Origin of the sequence: Streptococcus iniae (genome assembly GCF_030732225.1) — a bacterium.
GTDB lineage: Bacteria > Bacillota > Bacilli > Lactobacillales > Streptococcaceae > Streptococcus > Streptococcus iniae.
This window is the reverse complement of the sequence record NZ_CP132230.1, coordinates 387256-406488: the sequence shown is the minus strand read 5'-3', so window position 1 is coordinate 406488 and position 19233 is coordinate 387256. Positions and strand designations below refer to the sequence as shown.

General features: G+C 38.0%; 17 protein-coding genes. 6 read left to right on the top strand and 11 right to left on the bottom strand.

Annotated elements, in window-relative coordinates; translation table 11 throughout:
• Nucleotides 1-47 precede the first annotated feature (47 nt).
• Nucleotides 48-2522, top strand: a complete 2475-nt coding sequence (locus tag Q9317_RS02105; protein WP_003100801.1) for a YhgE/Pip domain-containing protein — start codon at nucleotides 48-50, stop codon at nucleotides 2520-2522.
• A gap of 23 nt (nucleotides 2523-2545) precedes the next feature.
• Here the strand turns inward: Q9317_RS02105 and mprF are convergent, their stop codons facing one another.
• Together mprF and Q9317_RS02095 are read right to left on the bottom strand one after the other, a co-directional pair.
• Nucleotides 2546-5107: a bifunctional lysylphosphatidylglycerol flippase/synthetase MprF gene (mprF, locus tag Q9317_RS02100; protein ID WP_003100800.1), complete on the bottom strand. Its 2562-nt coding sequence runs from the start codon at nucleotides 5105-5107 to the stop codon at nucleotides 2546-2548.
• On the bottom strand, nucleotides 5104-5826 hold the full coding sequence (locus Q9317_RS02095; protein ID WP_003100799.1) for an alpha/beta fold hydrolase: 723 nt from the start codon (nucleotides 5824-5826) through the stop codon (nucleotides 5104-5106). Before Q9317_RS02095 ends, mprF begins: the two co-directional genes overlap by 4 nt.
• Nucleotides 5827-6037: 211 nt before the next feature.
• On the opposite strand from Q9317_RS02095, the gene Q9317_RS02090 reads away from it, so the two are divergent.
• A complete protein-coding gene (locus tag Q9317_RS02090) occupies nucleotides 6038-7678 on the top strand; it encodes a phosphoenolpyruvate carboxykinase (ATP) (RefSeq protein ID WP_003100797.1) in 1641 nt (546 codons plus the stop codon).
• Between the two features lie 245 nt (nucleotides 7679-7923).
• On the opposite strand, the gene Q9317_RS02085 is transcribed toward Q9317_RS02090, so the two are convergent.
• The 9 genes from Q9317_RS02085 to Q9317_RS02045 all read right to left on the bottom strand — a co-directional run bounded on the left by Q9317_RS02085 (nucleotide 7924) and on the right by Q9317_RS02045 (nucleotide 14702).
• Nucleotides 7924-9312 (bottom strand): oxaloacetate decarboxylase subunit alpha, encoded by a 1389-nt coding sequence (locus tag Q9317_RS02085; RefSeq protein ID WP_003100795.1) that lies wholly within the window; start codon nucleotides 9310-9312, stop codon nucleotides 7924-7926.
• A gap of 18 nt (nucleotides 9313-9330) precedes the next feature.
• On the bottom strand, nucleotides 9331-9867 hold the full coding sequence (gene citX, locus Q9317_RS02080) for a citrate lyase holo-[acyl-carrier protein] synthase (protein WP_003100793.1): 537 nt from the start codon (nucleotides 9865-9867) through the stop codon (nucleotides 9331-9333).
• A complete protein-coding gene (gene citF / locus Q9317_RS02075; RefSeq protein ID WP_003100788.1) occupies nucleotides 9860-11392 on the bottom strand; it encodes a citrate lyase subunit alpha in 1533 nt (510 codons plus the stop codon). Before citF ends, citX begins: the two co-directional genes overlap by 8 nt.
• Entirely contained in the window at nucleotides 11392-12279 is an 888-nt protein-coding gene (gene citE, locus Q9317_RS02070; RefSeq protein WP_003100786.1) for a citrate (pro-3S)-lyase subunit beta, read from the bottom strand. The genes citF and citE overlap by 1 nt, the downstream gene beginning before the upstream one ends.
• Nucleotides 12267-12572 carry a citrate lyase acyl carrier protein gene (citD, locus tag Q9317_RS02065; RefSeq protein ID WP_003100784.1) on the bottom strand — a complete coding sequence of 102 codons (306 nt, stop codon included), beginning with the start codon at nucleotides 12570-12572 and terminating at the stop codon, nucleotides 12267-12269. Before citD ends, citE begins: the two co-directional genes overlap by 13 nt.
• 76 nt (nucleotides 12573-12648) lie before the next feature.
• A complete protein-coding gene (locus Q9317_RS02060) occupies nucleotides 12649-12777 on the bottom strand; it encodes an OadG-related small transporter subunit (protein WP_003100782.1) in 129 nt (42 codons plus the stop codon).
• Between the two features lie 35 nt (nucleotides 12778-12812).
• Complete coding sequence (locus Q9317_RS02055; protein WP_003100780.1) at nucleotides 12813-13934, bottom strand: sodium ion-translocating decarboxylase subunit beta; 1122 nt, start codon at nucleotides 13932-13934, stop codon at nucleotides 12813-12815.
• 24 nt (nucleotides 13935-13958) lie between these two features.
• Nucleotides 13959-14360: an acetyl-CoA carboxylase biotin carboxyl carrier protein subunit gene (locus Q9317_RS02050; RefSeq protein ID WP_003100777.1), complete on the bottom strand. Its 402-nt coding sequence runs from the start codon at nucleotides 14358-14360 to the stop codon at nucleotides 13959-13961.
• A 15-nt stretch (nucleotides 14361-14375) separates the two neighbouring features.
• Nucleotides 14376-14702, bottom strand: coding sequence for a hypothetical protein (locus Q9317_RS02045; RefSeq protein WP_003100774.1), 327 nt, complete (start codon nucleotides 14700-14702; stop codon nucleotides 14376-14378).
• Between the two features lie 314 nt (nucleotides 14703-15016).
• On the opposite strand from Q9317_RS02045, the gene Q9317_RS02040 reads away from it, so the two are divergent.
• From Q9317_RS02040 to citC, 4 genes are all read left to right on the top strand, one after another.
• Nucleotides 15017-16420, top strand: a complete 1404-nt coding sequence (locus Q9317_RS02040; protein WP_003100773.1) for a CitMHS family transporter — start codon at nucleotides 15017-15019, stop codon at nucleotides 16418-16420.
• Between the two features lie 143 nt (nucleotides 16421-16563).
• Nucleotides 16564-17259, top strand: a complete 696-nt coding sequence (locus tag Q9317_RS02035) for a GntR family transcriptional regulator (protein ID WP_003100772.1) — start codon at nucleotides 16564-16566, stop codon at nucleotides 17257-17259.
• Nucleotides 17249-18136, top strand: coding sequence for a triphosphoribosyl-dephospho-CoA synthase CitG (gene citG, locus Q9317_RS02030; protein ID WP_031239169.1), 888 nt, complete (start codon nucleotides 17249-17251; stop codon nucleotides 18134-18136). Before Q9317_RS02035 ends, citG begins: the two co-directional genes overlap by 11 nt.
• Nucleotides 18137-18179: 43 nt before the next feature.
• The gene (gene citC / locus Q9317_RS02025; RefSeq protein ID WP_003100768.1) at nucleotides 18180-19226 is read left to right on the top strand and encodes a [citrate (pro-3S)-lyase] ligase; all 1047 of its coding nucleotides are present in this window, start codon (nucleotides 18180-18182) and stop codon (nucleotides 19224-19226) included.
• The last annotated feature ends 7 nt before the right edge of the window (nucleotides 19227-19233 follow it).

The window sequence follows — 19233 nt, the reverse complement described above, 5'->3', positions numbered from 1 at the left end:
TAAACTATTGTAATTATAAATGACCGTATATTTAGAAGGAGATAAAAATGTTTAAAGAAACAAGGACATTATTAAAAAGCCCAAACCTATGGGTAACAATCATAGGGATAGCTTTGGTTCCTGCACTATATTGCCTGGTTTTCCTCAGTTCTATGTGGAATCCTTATGCCCACTTCAACCAATTTCCAGTTGCCGTTGTCAATCAAGATAAGGGTGCTAGCTTAGATAATAAATCCATCAACGTCGGAAATGAGATGGTGGACACACTGTCAAAAAATAAGGACTTGGATTTTCATTTCGTTTCTGAAAAAACAGCTCAAGAAAAACTTGATGCTGGGAAATACTATATGATTATCACTTTCCCAGATAATTTTTCAAGTAAAGTTGCCTCTGTGATGACAAAAAATCCAGAAAAAGCAACCATCACATATGAAACGTCTAAGGGCCATAATTTTATTTCTTCTAAAATCAGTGAATCAGCAATGATTAAGTTAGAATCCAAAGTTTCGAAAACCTTGACCAAAACTTACAATGAAAAACTTTTTGCCAAACTAGGCCAACTCCAAGATGGCATGGGACAAGCTGCTCAGGGAAGTCAAAAACTTTCAAACGGTTCTAAAGAAGCAGCTTCTGGAAGTCAACAAATCAGTGATAACTTAAGACTACTAGCTAACTCAAGTCAAACTTTCACAGCTGGGGCCAACAAACTAGCCAACGGTATTAATCAATACACTGGTGGTGTTTCACAATTACATACTGGTATTAACAGTCTTTCTGATGGACTTTTTACCTATACTGATGGTGTCAACAAATTATCAGCTGGAGCTAATCAACTTGATAGCAAGTCTAGTGAACTTCTAAGTGGGGCCAAGCAATTAACAGCTGGATCAGCTCAGATTCAGCAATTAGCCGAAGGAGCTAATAACCTTCAAGCCGCATTAGCTCAAATGCAAAAGGCGACAACTCCTAATCCTGAAAACACAGCAAATATTCAAGCCCTCATCACAGGCTTGCCTCAATTACAGGCTCGTATCAATCAATTAAATGGAGCAGTCTCTGCCTTACCAACAGATGCTGTAAAGCCTGTCAATCTATCTAGCCTTACTACTGCTGTTGCATCTATTAAATCACAAGCTGAAAGCCTAGCATCAGCAGCCGCTTTAGATAAAAGCAACACTTTAGCTGCTGTCCAATCAACAGGTGCTTATGCAAGTCTAACAGCTGGGCAACAAGCAGAAATTACTGCTGCTATTAATAATAGCCCTTCAAGTTCTACTAACCTAGCCACTTCAATTTCCGAAAAAGCTTCTGCAATTGATGAAGGTCTTAAAACTATTTCAACAAGTGCTCAACAATTAGCTTCCCTTGTAGGACAATTAACAACACTTCAAACATCTCTTGCTCAAATCAATGCTGGGACAAATCAAGCACTTCCAAATGCGACAAGTGCTCTAACAAAACTTTCAGCCGGAATGGGACAAATTAATTCTAATTTATCCCTGATGGTTCCTGGTAGTCAAAGACTTTCCGGTGGCATCCAAATGCTTCAAGGACAATTGTCAAGTAAAGGACAAGAATTATCTACTGGCATCACACGATACACTGGTGCTGTCTCACAACTAAGTAATGGCGCTTCTACATTAGCTGCTAAAAATCCTCAGTTAAGAGATGGTGTCACAGAACTAAACTCTGGTTCTAATACCATTAATGAGAAGTCTGGACAATTGGTTGATGGGGGAAATCAGTTAGCTGACGGTGCTTCTAAGATGACCGACGGCTCTGCTAAACTAGCTCAAGGTGGAAACAAACTTAAAGATGGAATAGCAGCACTTTCTGTTGGAACAAGTACTCTAGCTGAAAAATTAGCAATGGCAGATAAAGGTCTTTCAACTGTTTCTTTCAAAAAAGACAACTCCAATCGACTTGCTAACCCTATTAAAGTTAGCCATAAAGATAAAGACAATGTCAAAACAAATGGCGTGGGAATGGCACCATATATGATGTCAGTGGCTTTACTGGTTGCTGCAATGGCCGCTAATATCATCTTCTATGATTCTCTTAAAGGTGAAAAACATCAAAGTCGTTATGATTGGGCTAAATCAAAACTGCTAATCAATGGTTTGATTTCAAGTTTAGCATCACTTGTTGTTTATACTACTATTTTGTTCATGGGATTTGAACCAAATCACAAAGGGTTAACTTTCTTAGTTATTCTCTTAACGTCTTGGGCATTAATGGCTGTCGTCACTGCACTTCTAGGATGGGATAGACGCTTTGGGTCTTTTGCTTCACTATTCTTTCTCCTTTTCCAACTAGGATCAAGTGCTGGGACATATCCTTTAGAAATCTGTCCTCCAATCTTCACTAAAATTGGAAAATTCCTTCCAATGTCTTATTCTGTAGCTGGTTTGCGTCAAGCCATTTCCATGACTGGAAATATTGCTAAACCTGCTTCAATGCTTGCTCTTTTCACTATTGGAGCAATGCTTGTTGGACTTGTCATTTACCGTGATAAAGATTAATAAAAAATCAAGTAGCCAAAGGGTTACTTGATTTTTTGTATACATGATTGACTACAATCTTTTATTTTACTACTCTCAACCTGATAAATTGCTAATAAGTCATAGAGCAACCAAGTGGTCTTTGGATAGACAATGTAGCGAGCTGACCATTCTGGGCTAAATTTTTGTTTGTACTGTCGTAGCCCTCCAAAGGAGTAAAAACGTGTTGAAAAGGCAAAGATTAAATAAGCTATTTTCTCTTGTAAAAAGCTATTATCTTTATTGCCAACATTTGCTAAGGGAGCCATTCCTAAATCAAAATAGGCAACACCTTCTTCTTTAAAATATAAAAAGAGTTTAATAAAGAGAAAATCCATAATCCCATTTTGGGATTGGTCTGTATAATAACGCATCAAATCAACAGAAGATTCTTCTTTTGAATTGGTTGGCAGTAAGTTAGTGAAGGCTATAATACTCCCATCTTCTCTTCTAACTATAGCTATTGGTGCCAGTTGTAAATAGGCTTTATCAAAAAATCCAACAGAGTAACCTTTTTCTTGTCGCCCTTGTAACCAATCCTCTGAGATCAGGTTTAATTCTTCTAAGAAAGCTTCCGAAAAGGGCGGCTTAACAACTTCAAATTGATAACCTTTATGGTCAATTTTATTAACAATCGTACGGAATTTTTTGCCTTTTCTGCCTTCTAGTGAAAACTGTGATAAATTGACATGTGCAGTTTCTCCAAATTTAATAAACTCATAGCCAAATTCATGTAAGGCTAGGGTTGTTTCCTGGCCAACTTCATAAAAGACAACTTTCATATTGTTTAATTTTGCTTCTTTAATAAAGGCAGACAAGCCCTCTTCGATCATAGATTTATCACCAATAGGTTCTCCCATAACAATACATTTGTTATTTTTCACTGCAAATTGAAAGACTAGACAATCTTCATCATGATTTCTATACCAAAAGAGCCGTTTATCCCCTAAAAAAGCCAGACTGGCATCGCTGCTTTGAACCTTAAAGCGCTCTAACAAGGCTTGGTACCTTTCTTTATCAAAGCTCTGACCAATGAGCCATTTTTTCCGTGAAGCTCTCCTAATCACCAGTTGATAGACCGCTACTAGGATAAAGGCCAAAAAGAAAAGATGTAGCCAATAAAATAAGAAATAATTAAATTGCACTTGATTCAACTTTGGAAAAGCATGGATTAATACCTTACCACCAACTGAAAAGAAGGTAACAAAGGTTGCCATAAAGACCAAGGCGTCTCTTGTCTTGTCTTCCCAGGAATAAATAAACACCTGTCGATTGAGCTGCTTTTTGATAATGATGACCATCAAAAAAGCAAGTCCTAGCAGAACTGTCGTTGGGATTGCTAGATTTCCCAAATTAATATAAATAATGGTTGTTAGAAAGAGCCCAATAGCTAAGGGATAAGAAATAGCCAATTGTCGTTTGACAAATCGTGCCAATAAAAAGAAAAGACTGCCCAATAAGATACTAGGAAATTGCCAAAGCAGATGCCCTTGGATAGGATTTAAACCAGCGAGCCACTTCATACCAGCAATTTCTTCGGGAATGAGGGCTGATAAAATCATGAAGTAACCAAATACCCTTAAGAAAAAGACAATTCCATTTTGAAGGACAATGTGCCCGATGGTTTTTGGCATTCCAAGATAGTTATCATTGAGTTTTCCACCCATCTGTTTGAAAAAGAGCAAGCCTCCAATGACAAAAGGAATCACATAATAGAAAAAGCGAAACAGTAAAATCCAAGTTAGTACCTGATCTGTCGCATAGCCTAAATTAACTAAGCCAGCCGTCATGATCAAATCAAAACTACCAAGTCCACCTGGTATCATCGATACCATCCCTAATATCATTGAAATGAAAAAGAGTGGTATGAGGTTATAAAGCGGCACTTCTAGGTCAAGGAAACGACCAATAAGAGTGAAAAATCCAGAAATCACTAGCCAATCAAGTGTCGATGCCATAATCAGTTGTAATTGCCGTTTTCGTGCCAATTGCCCAAAGAATTTTAATTTAGGGTGGCCTGAAATATACAAAACAACTGGAAGGTAAAGTGAGGCGCCTAACAAGACAATCCAAAACTTTTCAATGGAAGGGCTGGTTGGAAAACAAAATATCAAGAGGAAGGTTAAAAGACTCAAAAAAGAAAGCCCCGTAATAAAAAAGGGAATGACTTTTGAAATACCTTGCATACTATCACTTGCTTTGTCATCTTCAGAATAAAAAGAATAGCGCAATCCAATATCCACTAAGCCTGCAAACCCAACCAGATTATTGATAGAATTGATAATCCAGCTAGTTTCTAAGATATAAACCAAGGAATGCTTGCTTTTAATTTCCTGGTTTAAAATAATGTCAAAAAAGAGCATTGGAATGAGGGCGCAAATCCCCAAAACAAACATGATAACAATTGAAAAAGGGGTTAGTTGACTTAAGCCATTTTTAATATCAGCAATGGAAATGGTCTTAATGAGTTTTCCCAGTTCCAAAATAACAATCATGGACACCGATAAAAAGAAAACAAGTTTTATACTCGATTGGTAGTTTTTCAGGTTGGTAATAAGTTTCTTCATACAGTATTTTTTCTTTCTAACTCATTCATTAAGTCATTAATAAATTGATTAAAAACCTCAGGGTCCTTAGTTGCAATATGGTGGCCAAACTTGGGCAAGATAATCAAACGGCTCTTTTGATAGAGCTTTGCTATTTTTAAAGAATGCTTTTCTTTGATCATATCTTTTTCACCTACCAAAACATAGACAGGCTTTGCCTGCTTGAAAGGAGACCTTTTGAGGTGTTGGTTAATTGTCATAAGGTGAGCAACATAATAAGCATTCTTTAGAGTAGGGAAAATTTTTGAAAGTAAGGAGAGTTTACAGACTTTGTAAGAAATCAGTAAACGTGATATGTAGGTCAATCCTCTAAACTGAATGTTCCCAGCATTCAAGAGTAATGCTGCAACATTATCTGGATAGAGCTGAGCATAAGCTATAGCCAAATTGGCACCATCACTATGGCCTACAATAACATAGGAAGACAGGTGCAAATGATGTAATAAGCTCCTTATCTCTTTTGCAATATCAGCAAAGGATACCATGTGTTCAAGAGCATCTGACTGTCCCTGACCAGGACTGTCAATCATAATTAATTGGTAGTTTTTAGCTAATACTTTTTGATGTTTAAAATACTGACTTGATAAGCCATTGCCGTGAAAAAAGACAATGGGACTTCCTTGTCCATGTATTTCGTAATAGAGTTTCTGTCCATTTTGGCATGTGTAATACAATCTCATCACCCGACTTTCTCATGACTCTATTTTACTATATTTCATCCAAATATGACTAAAAGAAGTTGACTTCAACTCATCTTAATGAGCTTTTCTTAATTTATCCATAAAATTTCCGTTTTAGTCTGTGCTGTCAAACTGTTCTAAAGGTGTTCCTCTATTGAGGAAAGCGCTTTCTTATGTTAGAATGTTAGTAACATATTAAAGGAGGAAGCCTATGGCATCAATCAGTCACTACACATCAGAACAAATTGTCCGAGCAAATGCTCACTTCTCATCAACAAAAACAATTATTGAAACAGCTTTTTATGGAAATAATGTTCGCTATATCAATGATTTGCAACAAGCCTATCAAATGGCTCACGATGCTCCTAATACTATTGTTTTAGATCAAAGGATTTCTCATCCAGAAGCATTAGGATTAGACAGTGATTCTCGTATTTTAGTGGCTAATGGCGGTGCTGTTGTGGGAAGAACTGCTAAGGCAAGGCGCATCCGTGGAAATAATCCAAAAGAAGATAAAAAGATTGATGCTATTATTCGAGAGGCTATCTACCAAGCAAGTTTCAAACCTTTCATTGCCTCACAAGCTGTGGTGGGCTTGGATGAGCATTTTATGATTAAAGCTCATATTATGATGCCTGAAATGGAAATTAACAACCTCTATTCTTGGCTTTTAAATTTCCAAATTGTCACTGCGGCTTATGAGGAAAAATACAAAACTTCTCTTTCTTACGATGAAAATGATATTTTTGTCTTCTTTGACCCAAGCTGGTCTCATCCTGATTATCCCGATGGTCTGGCATATTTTGATACCGAACACAATGTAACAGCTATCTTAGGCATGAACTACTTTGGTGAAATCAAAAAAGGCACACTTACCTTAGCATGGGCAACTGCTGCACGTCATCAATTTGTAGCTTGTCATGGCGGCTTAAAAGAGTTCAATAAAGCAGACACTTCCTATGTCGCATCTTTCTTTGGCTTATCAGGTTCTGGCAAATCAACTCTAACACATGCAAAACACGATGGAAAATATGACATCCGAGTTCTTCATGACGATGCTTTTGTTATCTCAATGACTGATGGATCATCCATTGCTTTAGAACCCTCTTACTTTGATAAGACCAATGACTATCCAGCTGGTCATTCTGAGCAAGACTATTTCTTAACGGTTCAAAACTGTGGTGTCACAAGGGACCACAAGGGAAAACGAGTCCTTGTTACAGAGGACATCCGAAACGGTAACGGACGGACAGTTAAATCACGCTATGCAACACCAAACAGAGTTGACTATATTGATAAGGGAATTTCCTCTATTTTTTGGATTATGAAAGATGATTCATTACCACCATTGGTAAAAGTCTCTGATTCCCTATTAGCTTCTGCTTTGGGATGTACACTGATGACCAAACGCTCCAGTGCTGAAAATGTTAGTGGCAATTTGGACACTTTAGTTATCGTTCCCTATGCTAATCCGTTTCGAATTTATCCACTAGAAGATGACTTCACTAATTTCTACCATTTATTTGAATCAGGTGTTGACTGCTATATTATCAACACTGGGAAATACCTTGACCATGATATTTCAAAAGAAACAACACTTGCTTGTATTGAGGCTGTGGTGGATGACAAGGCAAGTTTTACCACTTTTAAACACCTTAAAGACTTTTCTTATTTGGACTTAGCTGATTTCCCTGTTGATGAAAAAAATCACTCCTACCTTAACTTATTAAAAGACCGCATGGCTTTGAGACTGTCCTATTTACAAGACTGTCAAACTGATGGCACCTCCAATCAATTAATGAAGGCAAGTATCTCAAGACTAGAAGAAATCGTTAACACTTTAACCTTTTAACTGAACAAAGAAAAACGGAGACAATATCATTTTGCCTCCCTTTCTCTTTTTATTTTTCTGATGTCTTAAACCTATCTCATCAGGATTAATCACAAATGAGCTACAATCGTCACTATAATAAATAACTTACTAACTTCTATATGCCAAAACATGTCATAAGCACTTGTCCATTTTTCCATTAAAGGAGCATTTTCTGTTTATCTATTTTTAAAATTAGGAGACTCTTTTTACCGAGTCTCCCAATTTTAGATATCAATGCTAACTGTGACTGTTTGAAGAGGGACGTCGTAAAATGGGTCTTCGCGTCGTCCCAAAAAGTCTTTTGCCTGTTGAGGGAAAGAAGCATAACTTAAGACGTCTTCTTCACTTCTTGCATAACAAGCAATTTCTTCAGCTAATGCCTTTAATTGCGGAGCAAGTAAATCAGCCGGTCTGATGGTAATAACCTCTTCATCCCCTATAATTTTTTCTTTCATGCCAGGAGCAAGTGGTGCGGGAGGGCGTCCATAGAGTCCTCGAACATAATCTTTAATTTCATTTGGAACAACCTTATACCGCTCACCTGCAATAATATTCATTAAAGCCTGGGTTCCCACCATTTGAGATAGCGGGGTAACAAGAGGTGGGTAACCTAAATCTGCTCTTACTTTTGGCACTTCAATAAGAACTTCTTCATATTTATCAGCCAAGCCTTGTTCTGTTAATTGACTTAATAGATTTGATAGCATACCGCCTGGAACCTGGTAAATCAGGGTTTTAGGGTCAACATCTTTAATTTTAGGATTGAGAAGTCCCTCGTTACGAAAGTGATCTCTGACCCCATTAAGATATGTTGCCACATTTTCAACACGTTTTAAATCAATCCCTGTTTCAAAACCAAGGTCTTCCAAGCCCATAACAACAGATTCTGTTGCAGGTTGGCTAGTTCCTCCCGCAAAAGATGAGACAGCTGTATCAATAATATCTGCACCTGCTTCAGCAACTTTAAGATAAGTCATTTCTGAAATACCACTTGTTGCATGCGTGTGAACTTCAATAGGGAGGTCAACAAGCTCTTTAATCCCTTTAACAAGATCATAGCCAGTTTGAGGTGTTAAAACACCTGCCATATCTTTAATGCAGATTGAATCTGCGCCAAGTGCTGCATATTCTTGAGCCAGTTTAATAAAATAATCTACCGTGTGAACTGGACTTGTGGTGTAAGAAATAGCTACCTGGGCATGTCCACCGAATTCTTTTGTAGCAGCAACTGCTGTTTGTAAATTTCGTGAATCATTCAAAGCATCAAAGACACGAATGATATCAATACCATTTTCAATCGATTTTTTGACAAATTCTCTGACAACATCATCTGCATAATTACGGTAACCCAGGATATTTTGGCCCCGTAAAAGCATCTGCAATTTTGTTTTTTTAACAGCTTTACGAATCGTACGTAACCTTTCCCATGGGTCTTCATTTAAAAAACGAAGGCAAGCATCAAAGGTTGCTCCTCCCCAGACTTCTAATGCATGGTAACCAGCATTATCAAGTTCTTCAAGGATTGGTAGCATTTGCTCGGTTGTCATTCGAGTCGCAATTTGACTTTGTTGTCCATCTCTAAGAGAGGTTTCGGTTATCCTTATTTTTGCCATCTCTTTCCTCCTTTACCTTTATAAATGTGAAAGCATTTCACTAATTGCCACGCGCATTTCTGAAATAGTATGGTTACGTGAGCGCCCACAAATCTTAGCATCTTCTTGACACAAGAAACATCGCCTTGTTTGAAACCCTAACTCTACTCTACTAACTGCTTTTATGTGATCGGACTCTAAGTACAAGACATCTAAATCCATCAACCGACCTAAAGCAGTCTTTTGTTCGAGTGCTATCATTTTTTCTTTCAAGCTTTTAGCCGACAAATCAACAAGGCAATAATACTCTATACCCGTCTTTAAACTGAGGTATTCTTCCTTGTAAATGCTATCATTGTTTAATTCTACTTGAATAAGGTCACACATAGCTTTAGCTAATGCTTCCAATCTTTGTGAGTTTTTGATGTCTCCTGGAATATTCATTGTGACAGATAGTAGACTCGCATAAGGAATAGCCTTTAAAAAAGACAGTTGACGAGCACTCCTCAATTCACGTGCCCGCATCATCTCAGCTAAAGTAACAGCTTCTCCATCAAAGAGTTCTCCATTAAACATTTCGGACAAGATCTATCAAGCTACCATCACGGTATTCAATTAAAGCAACAACTTTATCACCATATTGAATGGCCTCAGGCTCACCGACAACTTGGTAGGCTTTTTCTTTGAGTTCTTGAATGCTGTATTGAGGAATAGCAAGTGTTTTAAAATGTTCTATTAGGTCTTGCCTATTTGGATTAATAGCAATGCCAATTTCAGTAACCACGATGTCAACACTGCTTCCAGGTGTAATAACTGTGTTAACCTTATCAACAATGGTTGGAATGCGGCCACGAACAAGTGGCGCAATGACTAGACTCATTTTAGATGCAAAAGCTGTATCACAATGCCCCCCTGATGCTCCTCTAATCACACCATCTGAACCAGTCATAACATTAACATTGAAATCACTATCAACCTCTAATGCTGATAAGATACAAGTATCAAGTTGATTAATGACAGCACCTTTACTTAAAGGCGAGGCATACATATTGGCATCAATCTCATAATGATGGCTATTTTTATCCAATGAAAGGGCTGAAGGATGATCAAAATCCTGAACATCAATAATCTTTTCAACTAAGCCCTCTTCTAAAAGTTCAACCATGGCATTGGTAATTCCTCCAAGGGCAAAGTTTGCTGTGATGCCATCTTTTAACATTTGTTCACGCATGTAACGTGTTACTGCTAAAGACGCACCACCTGTTCCTGTTTGGAATGAGAAACCTTGTTTGTAATAAGGGGATTGCGTGATAACTTGAGCTGCATATTCTGCAATCAATAATTCCTTAGGATTTTTAGTGTAACGCGTTGCACCTTTAGCGATGCCATTTGGATCTCCAATTTCATCTACGACAACAACATAATCAACATCGGTTTGTGGAATTGAAATTGGTGTGTTCGGGTAAGGCATCAAACTGTCTGTAATAATAACAACTTGATCTGCATATTTAGCATCAATCATAGCATAACCTAAGGAACCACAGGTTGCCTTGCCTTTTGTGCCATTAGCATTGCCATATGCATCTGAACTTGGTGCACCTAAAAATGCCACATCAATATGGATATCGCCAGATGCAATTGCACGCGCACGACCTCCATGAGAACGAATAAGGACAGGATTTTCCATAATACCAGAGGAAATAGCTGCGCCCACCTTATCTCTAAGACCTGACGATGTAATGTTAGTCACCACACCATTTTTAATGTGTTCAATGAGTGGTTCATGAACGTTAGCAATGGAACTTGGTGCAATAGAAAGATTCTTAAACCCCATGTCAGCAATTTCTTTTAGGACCATATTCATGATATAATCCCCCTCACGGAAGTGATGATGGAAAGAAATAGTCATGCCATCCTTGAGGCCAGTCTTTTCAATTGCTTCACGAATACTTGACAGCATTTTAGATTCTTGAGGCTTAACAGGTTTAATCTGACGGCTAGCCTCATTATAAGCTTTAATATGTGCTAATTCACCCTCAAAAACACCATATTTTTGGGCATATTCTTGAGGGATATCACGATTTACTTTGTTGATAACCATTATAATTCCTCCCCAGTCAACAAGCCTGCTGCTTTGGCTAACATCATTACACGCTGTGCTCTTTCAACAATTGGCTTATCAACCATTTTCCCTTTCAAGGAAATAACACCAGAGCCTTTGCTTTCTGCTTCTTGAATTGCCCAAATCACTTCCTTAGCGTGCTGAATTTCTTTATCACTTGGTGCATAAATCGCATTAACTAAAGGAATTTGACGAGGATTAATCACTGATTTACCATCAAAGCCAAGTTGTTTAATCAAGGCAACTTCGTTTTGGAAACCTTCTGTATTGTTAACGTCAGAATAAACCGTATCAATTGCTGCAATTCCTGCTGCGCGTGCCGCATGTAATATCATACTACGGGCAAAAAAGAGCTCTTGCCCATCAGGATAGCGTCTTGTTTTCATATTAGTGACATAGTCTTCCGCCCCAAGAGCAATCCCAATTAATCTCTCTGAAGCTTTAGCGATCTCACGAGCATTAAGGACACCCTCAGCAGATTCGATAGCTGCCATCATTTTAGTGCGTCCTACTTCAATGCCATTGTCTCGCTCAACTTGTGCAATAACTGCCTCTACATCAATAATATCTTGGGCAGTTTCTGTCTTAGGAAGGCGAACAACATTGACTCCTGCTAATACAACTGCTTCAATATCTAAAGCACCTACAGTATCTAAACCATTAACACGAACGACTGTTTCAACCTGACTGTAATCAAAGGTCTTGAGAGCAAAATAAACCAAAGCTCTAGCACTGTCTTTTTCTTTTAATGACACCGAATCTTCTAAATCAAACATGATAGAATCTGCACCATAAAGTGGAGCATCCCTCAACATGGCAGCATTTGCACCTGGCACAAACATCATCGTTCTTCTTAAACGTTCCATGTATCGATCTCCTTCCAGTTATAATGGTCATTACCAGAAGCTCGGTAAGCTGCTGCAATTGTTCTAGCTTTAATAGTGCAATCTAGGGCACCTTTATCAACAGCTTGAACCTCAACATTATCAACACCTAAGTTAATCAAAGATTGCTCAATTACCTGACGGATGCGGTTGCCGAATTGCTTTTCAACGCTACTTTCTAAATTAATCTGGATACCATGTGATGACGGGCTTATTGTTATCATGATATCACTAGATTCTAGGCTTCCTGCTACTGCAGTCTGCTTAATATCCATAATGTCACCTCACTCATTATACTTATCTACTTAGTGCCTAAAGAAAAGGGATGTTCCCATTTCTGTCAGCAAGTTCTTATTTCTTTTCTGGTAAAAATCTAATCAAGAGTTCTGCTACAGCATATAAAATACCTAATACAATAAAAACTCCTGCCATACCAACACCCATTAGCTGAAAAGCAATGGTTAAATGTTCCATATTCATAATATTCTCTCTTCTTGTTTATTCAATATATCTGATTAGTTAAAGAATGATAACAAAAGACCACCTGCAATAACTGATGCAATCTGTCCTGAAACATTAGCCCCTACAGCATACATCAAAATAAAGTTTTGCGGATCTTCATCAGTTGCCATCTTTTGAATAACACGACTTGACATTGGAAAAGCTGAAATCCCTGCTGCACCAATCATTGGGTTAATTTTATTTTTGCGGAAAAGATTCAAAATTTTTGCAAAAACTACCCCGCCAATTGAATCCATAATAAAGGCTACCAAACCAAAAAGAATGATCATTAACGTCTGGAAGTTTAAAAAGAGATCTGCTTGCATTTTAACAGAGATGGTTAACCCTAAAAGAATCGATACAATGTTAACCAATTCATTCTGTGCTGTTTGTGATAAACGATCTAAAACACCACATTCTCTAAGAAGATTTCCAAACATCAAAAACCCAACCAATGGTAATGAAATCGGAGCAATAAAACCTGCAACTAAGGTAATGACGATTGGAAACAGAATTTTAGTTGTTTTTGAAACTGCTTCTGCCTTATAAGTCATACGGATACGGCGTTCTTTTTTAGTTGTTACCAATTTGATGGCAAAAGGTTGAATAATTGGAACAAGTGCCATGTAAGAATAGGCGGCTACCGTAATTGGTCCAAGCAGACTCGGCGCCAATTGATTGGCAACAAAAATTGAAGTTGGTCCATCAGCTGCGCCAATGATACCAATTGAAGCAGCTTCTTTAATATCAAAACCTGCCATTACTGCAACTACGACAACAAAGAAAATCCCAAATTGAGCTGCTGCACCAAACAGTAACATGAAGGGGTTTTGTAAGAGAGGACCAAAGTCAATCATGGCTCCTATCCCAATAAAAATTAACAGTGGGAATAATTCTGTCCCAATCCCAATGTTAAACAAAACATCAAAGACACCTTCTTGCTCAACACCATTAACAACTTGTGTCAGCACACCTGTTCCTGGAAAATTGACCAAAATGGTCCCTAATCCCATTGGAACTAATAAGGTTGGTTCATACTCTTTTTTGATTCCTAAATACATTAATGTTGCTCCAATGAGCATCATCACAATTTGAGGAATGGTAATTGACATTATTCCTTGTACTAAAGTTTCCACTAGATACTTCCTTTCCTTTTACGATTAGCCAATTGAAATAAGGCCATCTCCAGCATTGACAACTTGTCCTGGTGTAACATGAATCGCTGATACTGTTCCAGCTTGACTGGCAACAATCTCATTTTCCATCTTCATGGCTTCAAGTATCAAAAGAGGTTGATTTTCTGAAACGCTATCACCAACATTGACTAAAACTTTTAAAATAGTTCCTGGCATTGGTGCTGGAAGTGCTTCAGCTCCTGCAGGACTCACAACTGGTGCTGCTGTAACCACTTCTTCTTTAGCAACTTCTGGTGCTGCTTGAGGCGCTATTTGTTCTGCGGGAAGTGGCTGTGTTTGGGCTACAGTTGGCTGAACAGCCCCAATTTCTTCCATTTCAACAAGGTATTCTTTCCCATCAATTGAGATTTTAAATTTACGTAACATTCTGGTATCCCCTTTTTATTTTTTCCGATAAATTGTTTTTATTGTATAATGACCATCACTAAGCGTTTCAGCAGCAAGGCTGGCAGTAATCAAGGAAAGATCTATAACCTCTGGATTGCGCTGCCAAATATTAGTAATTGTAAATTGGCTATCTGGCTTGTCTCCACTTGCAATTGCTGTCGCAATCAAACTTACCAAGGGATAATCCTTAGGATCAGCAGGGATGTAAGCTGGTAGCTTTTCCCATTCTGACAGCGCTTCCTTTTTTTCCCTGTCTGATCTAGATTGGTGCGGTGATAATAGACTTTCTTGTTTTCTAAAAAGTCGGTTCAGTATTCCCATAAGTGACCTCCTTTCTGAATGCATTTGATGCAATGTCCAAATCGTTTATGGCCTAATCTTATTATATAACGAATTGTTCTTTTTTTTTGGCTTTTTTGTGTTCTTTCATTTTTCTTCATATAAGGCTAATCAAGTTGACATAAATATTCTTGAACTGATAGGATCTGCGGTGTTTTTTTAATGTTTTTTCTTAAAAAAGCGCTTCCATTTTCAAAAATTTTCATTTACACTATTACTATCTCATTGTTATGTTAGAAACAAATTTCTGTTTTGCTTCAACTAACATCTCATCATTTTCTAAAAGGAGAGGACTTATGTTACTCACAATATTAGCTTATGCAATGATTATCATTTTCATGTATGTCGTTATGACTAAGAAAATGTCTCCATTGTCAGCCTTGGTCATGATACCTTTGGTCTTTACCATTATCGCCATCTTAACAGGTAGTGCTGAATTTGCTTCAGATCCTGCTTTTGTTAAATCCTTAGGTGATGCAAAGCTTCCTAATAACATCACAGCTATTGGTCCTATGGTTTTATATGGGGTTAACCAAACTGCTAAAACTGGTATCATGTTACTCTTTGCCATCTTATACTTTTCTATCATGTTAGACACAGGGTTGTTTGATCCGATTACTGCAAAAATGATTCGTTTTGCCAAAGGTGATCCAATGAAAGTTTTGATGGCAACTGCAATTGTTTCAGGAGCTGTTTCTCTAAATGGTGATGGAACCACTACAACTTTAATTGTGGTGTCAGCTTTCTTGCCAATTTACCAAAAATTAAACATGAAAGTGATGAATCTTGGTGTTTTATTAATCTTACAAAACACTATTATGAATCTCTTGCCATGGGGTGGTCCTACAGCACGCGCTATGTCAGTGCTTAATGTCGGCCCTGAAATCCTAGGCTACTTAGCACCTGGAATGATTTTATCTCTTCTATACGTTATTTTCATTGTTGCACCTAGTATGGGAAGAAAAGAACGTCAACGCCTTGGTATCACTACTTTAACTGAAGAAGAATTGCAAAAACTAACAACTATCAGTAATCCTGATAAAGAATCAATCCGACGTCCACATCTCTTTGCTTTCAATGCTCTTTTAACCATTTTATTAATTACTTGGTTAGTTGCAGGCTCTTTCCACAAAGCTATTACTATCCCATCTCTTCTCTTATTTGCAGTAGGAACAATTATTGCCCTTATGGTGAATTACCCTAACTTAAAAGACCAATCAAAACGTATTGGAGAAAATTCTGGAGATGCTGTTCAAGTTGTTATCCTTGTCTTTGCTGCTGGTATTTTCATGGGACTCTTCCAAGGTTCAGGAATGGCAAATGCCTTAGCACAAAGCTTTACAACTATTATTCCAAAACAATTAGGCGGCTTTTGGGGATTAATCATCGCCTTACTTTCTGCACCAGGAACATTCTTCTTATCAAATGATGGTTTCTACTACGGTATCATGCCAGTACTTGCTCAAACAGGTGCTCAATATGGGTTTGATAACATGTCAATGGCTTTGGCATCATTAATGGGTCAAGCCTTCCACTTACTAAGTCCACTTGTTGCTTTCATCTATCTGCTCTTACGTTTAACAGATCTTGATATGGGTGAATGGCAACGCACTGCTGGTAAATATGCTTTAGGTATTTTCATCATCTTTATTGTGACTATTATCTTATTAGGCCATATGCCAATCTACATTCCTCAATAAGACCATTTGTTATTTACCTCCTGTTAAAAAAAGGTTATACTCATTTACATAACCTTTTTTTCTATGTCATCATTGAATAGACAGACCCCATTGCTTTAATAGTCCCACTATTTTTAGCTAGCCCTATCAATAAAGGAGTAAAGATGAATCCAACCATACAGGTTATCAAAAATAACCTAGACCTTTCAAAAAATATCCCTTTAAAAATAGCACTCTATGAGGCCTTTAAAAAATCGATTATTTTACGAGAAATACCAGCAGGAACAAGAATCAATGAAAAAGAGTTCTCTGGAGAACTCAATATCAGCCGAACACCAATCCGCTATGCTCTAGGTGTCTTAGAGGGCGAAAAATTAGTCGAACACATTCCAAATCGTGGTATTATTGTTAGGGGAGTGACCTTAGCTGATGCCCATGAAATCTTTGAAATTCGAAAAGCCCTAGACACTTTGGCATCAACAACTGCGATGAACATGATGTCAGACGCTGATTTTGAAGAAATGCGTCTACTCTTAGAGACCTGCGAAGGCTACTTGCTTGATAATGAAATTGACAAGGTTTTAGGCAATTTCAATGATTTTAACAATCTTATTTATCAAAAAAGTAACATGCTTCGCCTTAAAGAAATTTTAGGCGAACTCCAAGCTTATTTGCTCTACTTCCGTCGCATATCCATTTCATCACCCCAAAGACGTCGAAAAGCCTTAGATGAACATTGGTTAATCTACCGTGGAATGAAAAATAAAGACTACCAACAAGTTACCCTAATTACTCACGAACACCTGAACCACTCCTTAGAATTCGTCGTTCAGGAATTGGAACAAAAACATGGACAGTAACAAAAGACTGCGCTACTTCAGTCAATGCGCGTGCAAGGCGCTATTATATGAAGTAACATTGACCCCTAAAGCAGGACTAGTAGACTGCGCTGATAATGGGGCACACAAGGACATGACACTCTCTACCTTTATTGATTCAACCCTCGCCCTTACCAGTCACCTTGAACGCTACCTGGCAATTGGATATCACCATTATCAGGAAACCCCTGAAACCCTCTTTAACCACTTACGTCAAGAAGGTATTCAAGCAGAATCAAGCATGTTTCAAGCCACCAAAGGCGTCAATACCCATAAAGGCATTAATTTTTCTTTGGCACTGATTTTAGGGGCAACAGGAAAATACCTGGCGCAACACCCAGAGATTGATGAGCAGTATGTCTTTAAAGAGACAGATAGCACAGCCATCTGCCAGCTTGTTATTCCAATGACAAAACACCTGATTGCACATGATTTAGGACAGTTGACAGACAAGAAAGAACTAACCTACGGGGAAAAACTTTACCTCAACTACGGCATCAAAGGGCCCAGAGGAGAGGCCAGTTTAGGCTACCCTAGCTTAAGCACTAAAGCCATGCCATTTTTAAGAGAAAAAGCGCAAGAAAACCTTAGCCATCGTCAGTTACAATTACAGTTACTACTGTATCTCATGACATTTGTTGAAGATGGAAACCTGCTACACCGAGGAGGGCACAAGGCCTTACAAATGGTACAAGAGGACTGCCTAAAACTTCTTGCCAATGTCCAATCCGAAAAAGACTGTGAATTAGCCTTAAGCAACTATAACGAAAAACTCATTCAACACAATCTTAGCCCTGGTGGTTCTGCTGACTTATTAATTTTATCCCTTTATTTTGCTTTTTTAGAAAAACTCTTGTAAGAAGCAACCACTCACTTCTTATCTGTGATAGAAAGGATTAGCCATGTCTGTATTTTCCGTATCCAAAATTTTCCCATCTGATCACAAAAACCAGAGACAGGTCACTCAACTTTTAGAAGCTGCAGGCATTCAACGAGACCTCAATTTAGACTATACCTGCGGTATCTTTAACGAAAAAGACCAATTAATTGCTACTGGTAGCCTCTTTAAAAATAGCTTGCGCTGTTTTGCCATTTGCCAAAAATATAAGGGTGAGGGGCTGCTAAACCTCATTGTTAGTCATCTTCTTACAAAAGCTGTTGAAGATGGGCATTCCCATGTCTTTGTCTACACCAAGCCAGATGCTAGTCATTTCTTTGCTGACTTAGGTTTTTATCCTATTGTTAGCATTCCTGAACTCTTGACATTTATGGAAAACCGTAAAGAAGGCTTTAAGCACTACTTGGATAAGCTAGCCCTAGCAACTTCTAAGAACAAGTCACAGGCTGCTATTGTCTTAAATGCCAACCCCTTTACCTTGGGACATCTTCACCTCATTGAAAAAGCAGCTTTAGAAAATGAGGTGTTACACCTATTTATGGTCAGTGATGACAGTAGTTTAATCCCCTTTCATATCCGAAAAGAATTGATTTTAGCTGGAACTGCCCATTTAGATAATATTATTTATCATGAAACAGGTCCTTATATTATCAGCCAAGCCACTTTTCCGAGTTATTTCCAAAAAGACAAACAAAGCGTCATCGTCAGTCAAGCTAAGCTAGATCTTACCATTTTCACAGCTATTGCCAACCAATTAGGCATTCATAAACGATACGTAGGACAAGAACCTCATAGTCAGGTTACTGGTATTTACAATGCCATCATGCAAGAGTATCTACCACAAGAAGGTATTGACTGCGTTCTTATCCCAAGAAAAGAAGTTAACGGCCAAATCATTAGTGCTTCAACCGTCCGCCAATACCTCAAAGACAAGCAAGTCAACAAGATCAAACCATTGGTTCCTAAAACAACCTATGACTTTTTCACTTCTGAGCGAGCCAAAGACATCATTAACCGCATTCAAAAAAGCAAGTCCGTCATCCATTATTAGTGCATAA

Bases quoted from the DNA above. Each gene is read 5' to 3' on its own strand.
- Q9317_RS02060 (WP_003100782.1), bottom strand. From the start codon at position 12,777: ATGAATATGGAACATTTAACCATTGCTTTTCAGCTAATGGGTGTTGGT.
- Q9317_RS02040 (WP_003100773.1), top strand. From the start codon at position 15,017: ATGTTACTCACAATATTAGCTTATGCAATGATTATCATTTTCATGTAT.
- citD (WP_003100784.1), bottom strand. From the start codon at position 12,572: ATGGATATTAAGCAGACTGCAGTAGCAGGAAGCCTAGAATCTAGTGAT.
- Q9317_RS02105 (WP_003100801.1), top strand. From the start codon at position 48: ATGTTTAAAGAAACAAGGACATTATTAAAAAGCCCAAACCTATGGGTA.
- citC (WP_003100768.1), top strand. From the start codon at position 18,180: ATGTCTGTATTTTCCGTATCCAAAATTTTCCCATCTGATCACAAAAAC.
- mprF (WP_003100800.1), bottom strand. From the start codon at position 5,107: ATGAAGAAACTTATTACCAACCTGAAAAACTACCAATCGAGTATAAAA.
- citE (WP_003100786.1), bottom strand. From the start codon at position 12,279: ATGGAACGTTTAAGAAGAACGATGATGTTTGTGCCAGGTGCAAATGCT.
- Q9317_RS02095 (WP_003100799.1), bottom strand. From the start codon at position 5,826: ATGAGATTGTATTACACATGCCAAAATGGACAGAAACTCTATTACGAA.
- citG (WP_031239169.1), top strand. From the start codon at position 17,249: ATGGACAGTAACAAAAGACTGCGCTACTTCAGTCAATGCGCGTGCAAG.
- Q9317_RS02085 (WP_003100795.1), bottom strand. From the start codon at position 9,312: ATGGCAAAAATAAGGATAACCGAAACCTCTCTTAGAGATGGACAACAA.
- Q9317_RS02045 (WP_003100774.1), bottom strand. From the start codon at position 14,702: ATGGGAATACTGAACCGACTTTTTAGAAAACAAGAAAGTCTATTATCA.
- citX (WP_003100793.1), bottom strand. From the start codon at position 9,867: ATGTTTAATGGAGAACTCTTTGATGGAGAAGCTGTTACTTTAGCTGAG.
- citF (WP_003100788.1), bottom strand. From the start codon at position 11,392: ATGGTTATCAACAAAGTAAATCGTGATATCCCTCAAGAATATGCCCAA.
- Q9317_RS02050 (WP_003100777.1), bottom strand. From the start codon at position 14,360: ATGTTACGTAAATTTAAAATCTCAATTGATGGGAAAGAATACCTTGTT.
- Q9317_RS02035 (WP_003100772.1), top strand. From the start codon at position 16,564: ATGAATCCAACCATACAGGTTATCAAAAATAACCTAGACCTTTCAAAA.
- Q9317_RS02090 (WP_003100797.1), top strand. From the start codon at position 6,038: ATGGCATCAATCAGTCACTACACATCAGAACAAATTGTCCGAGCAAAT.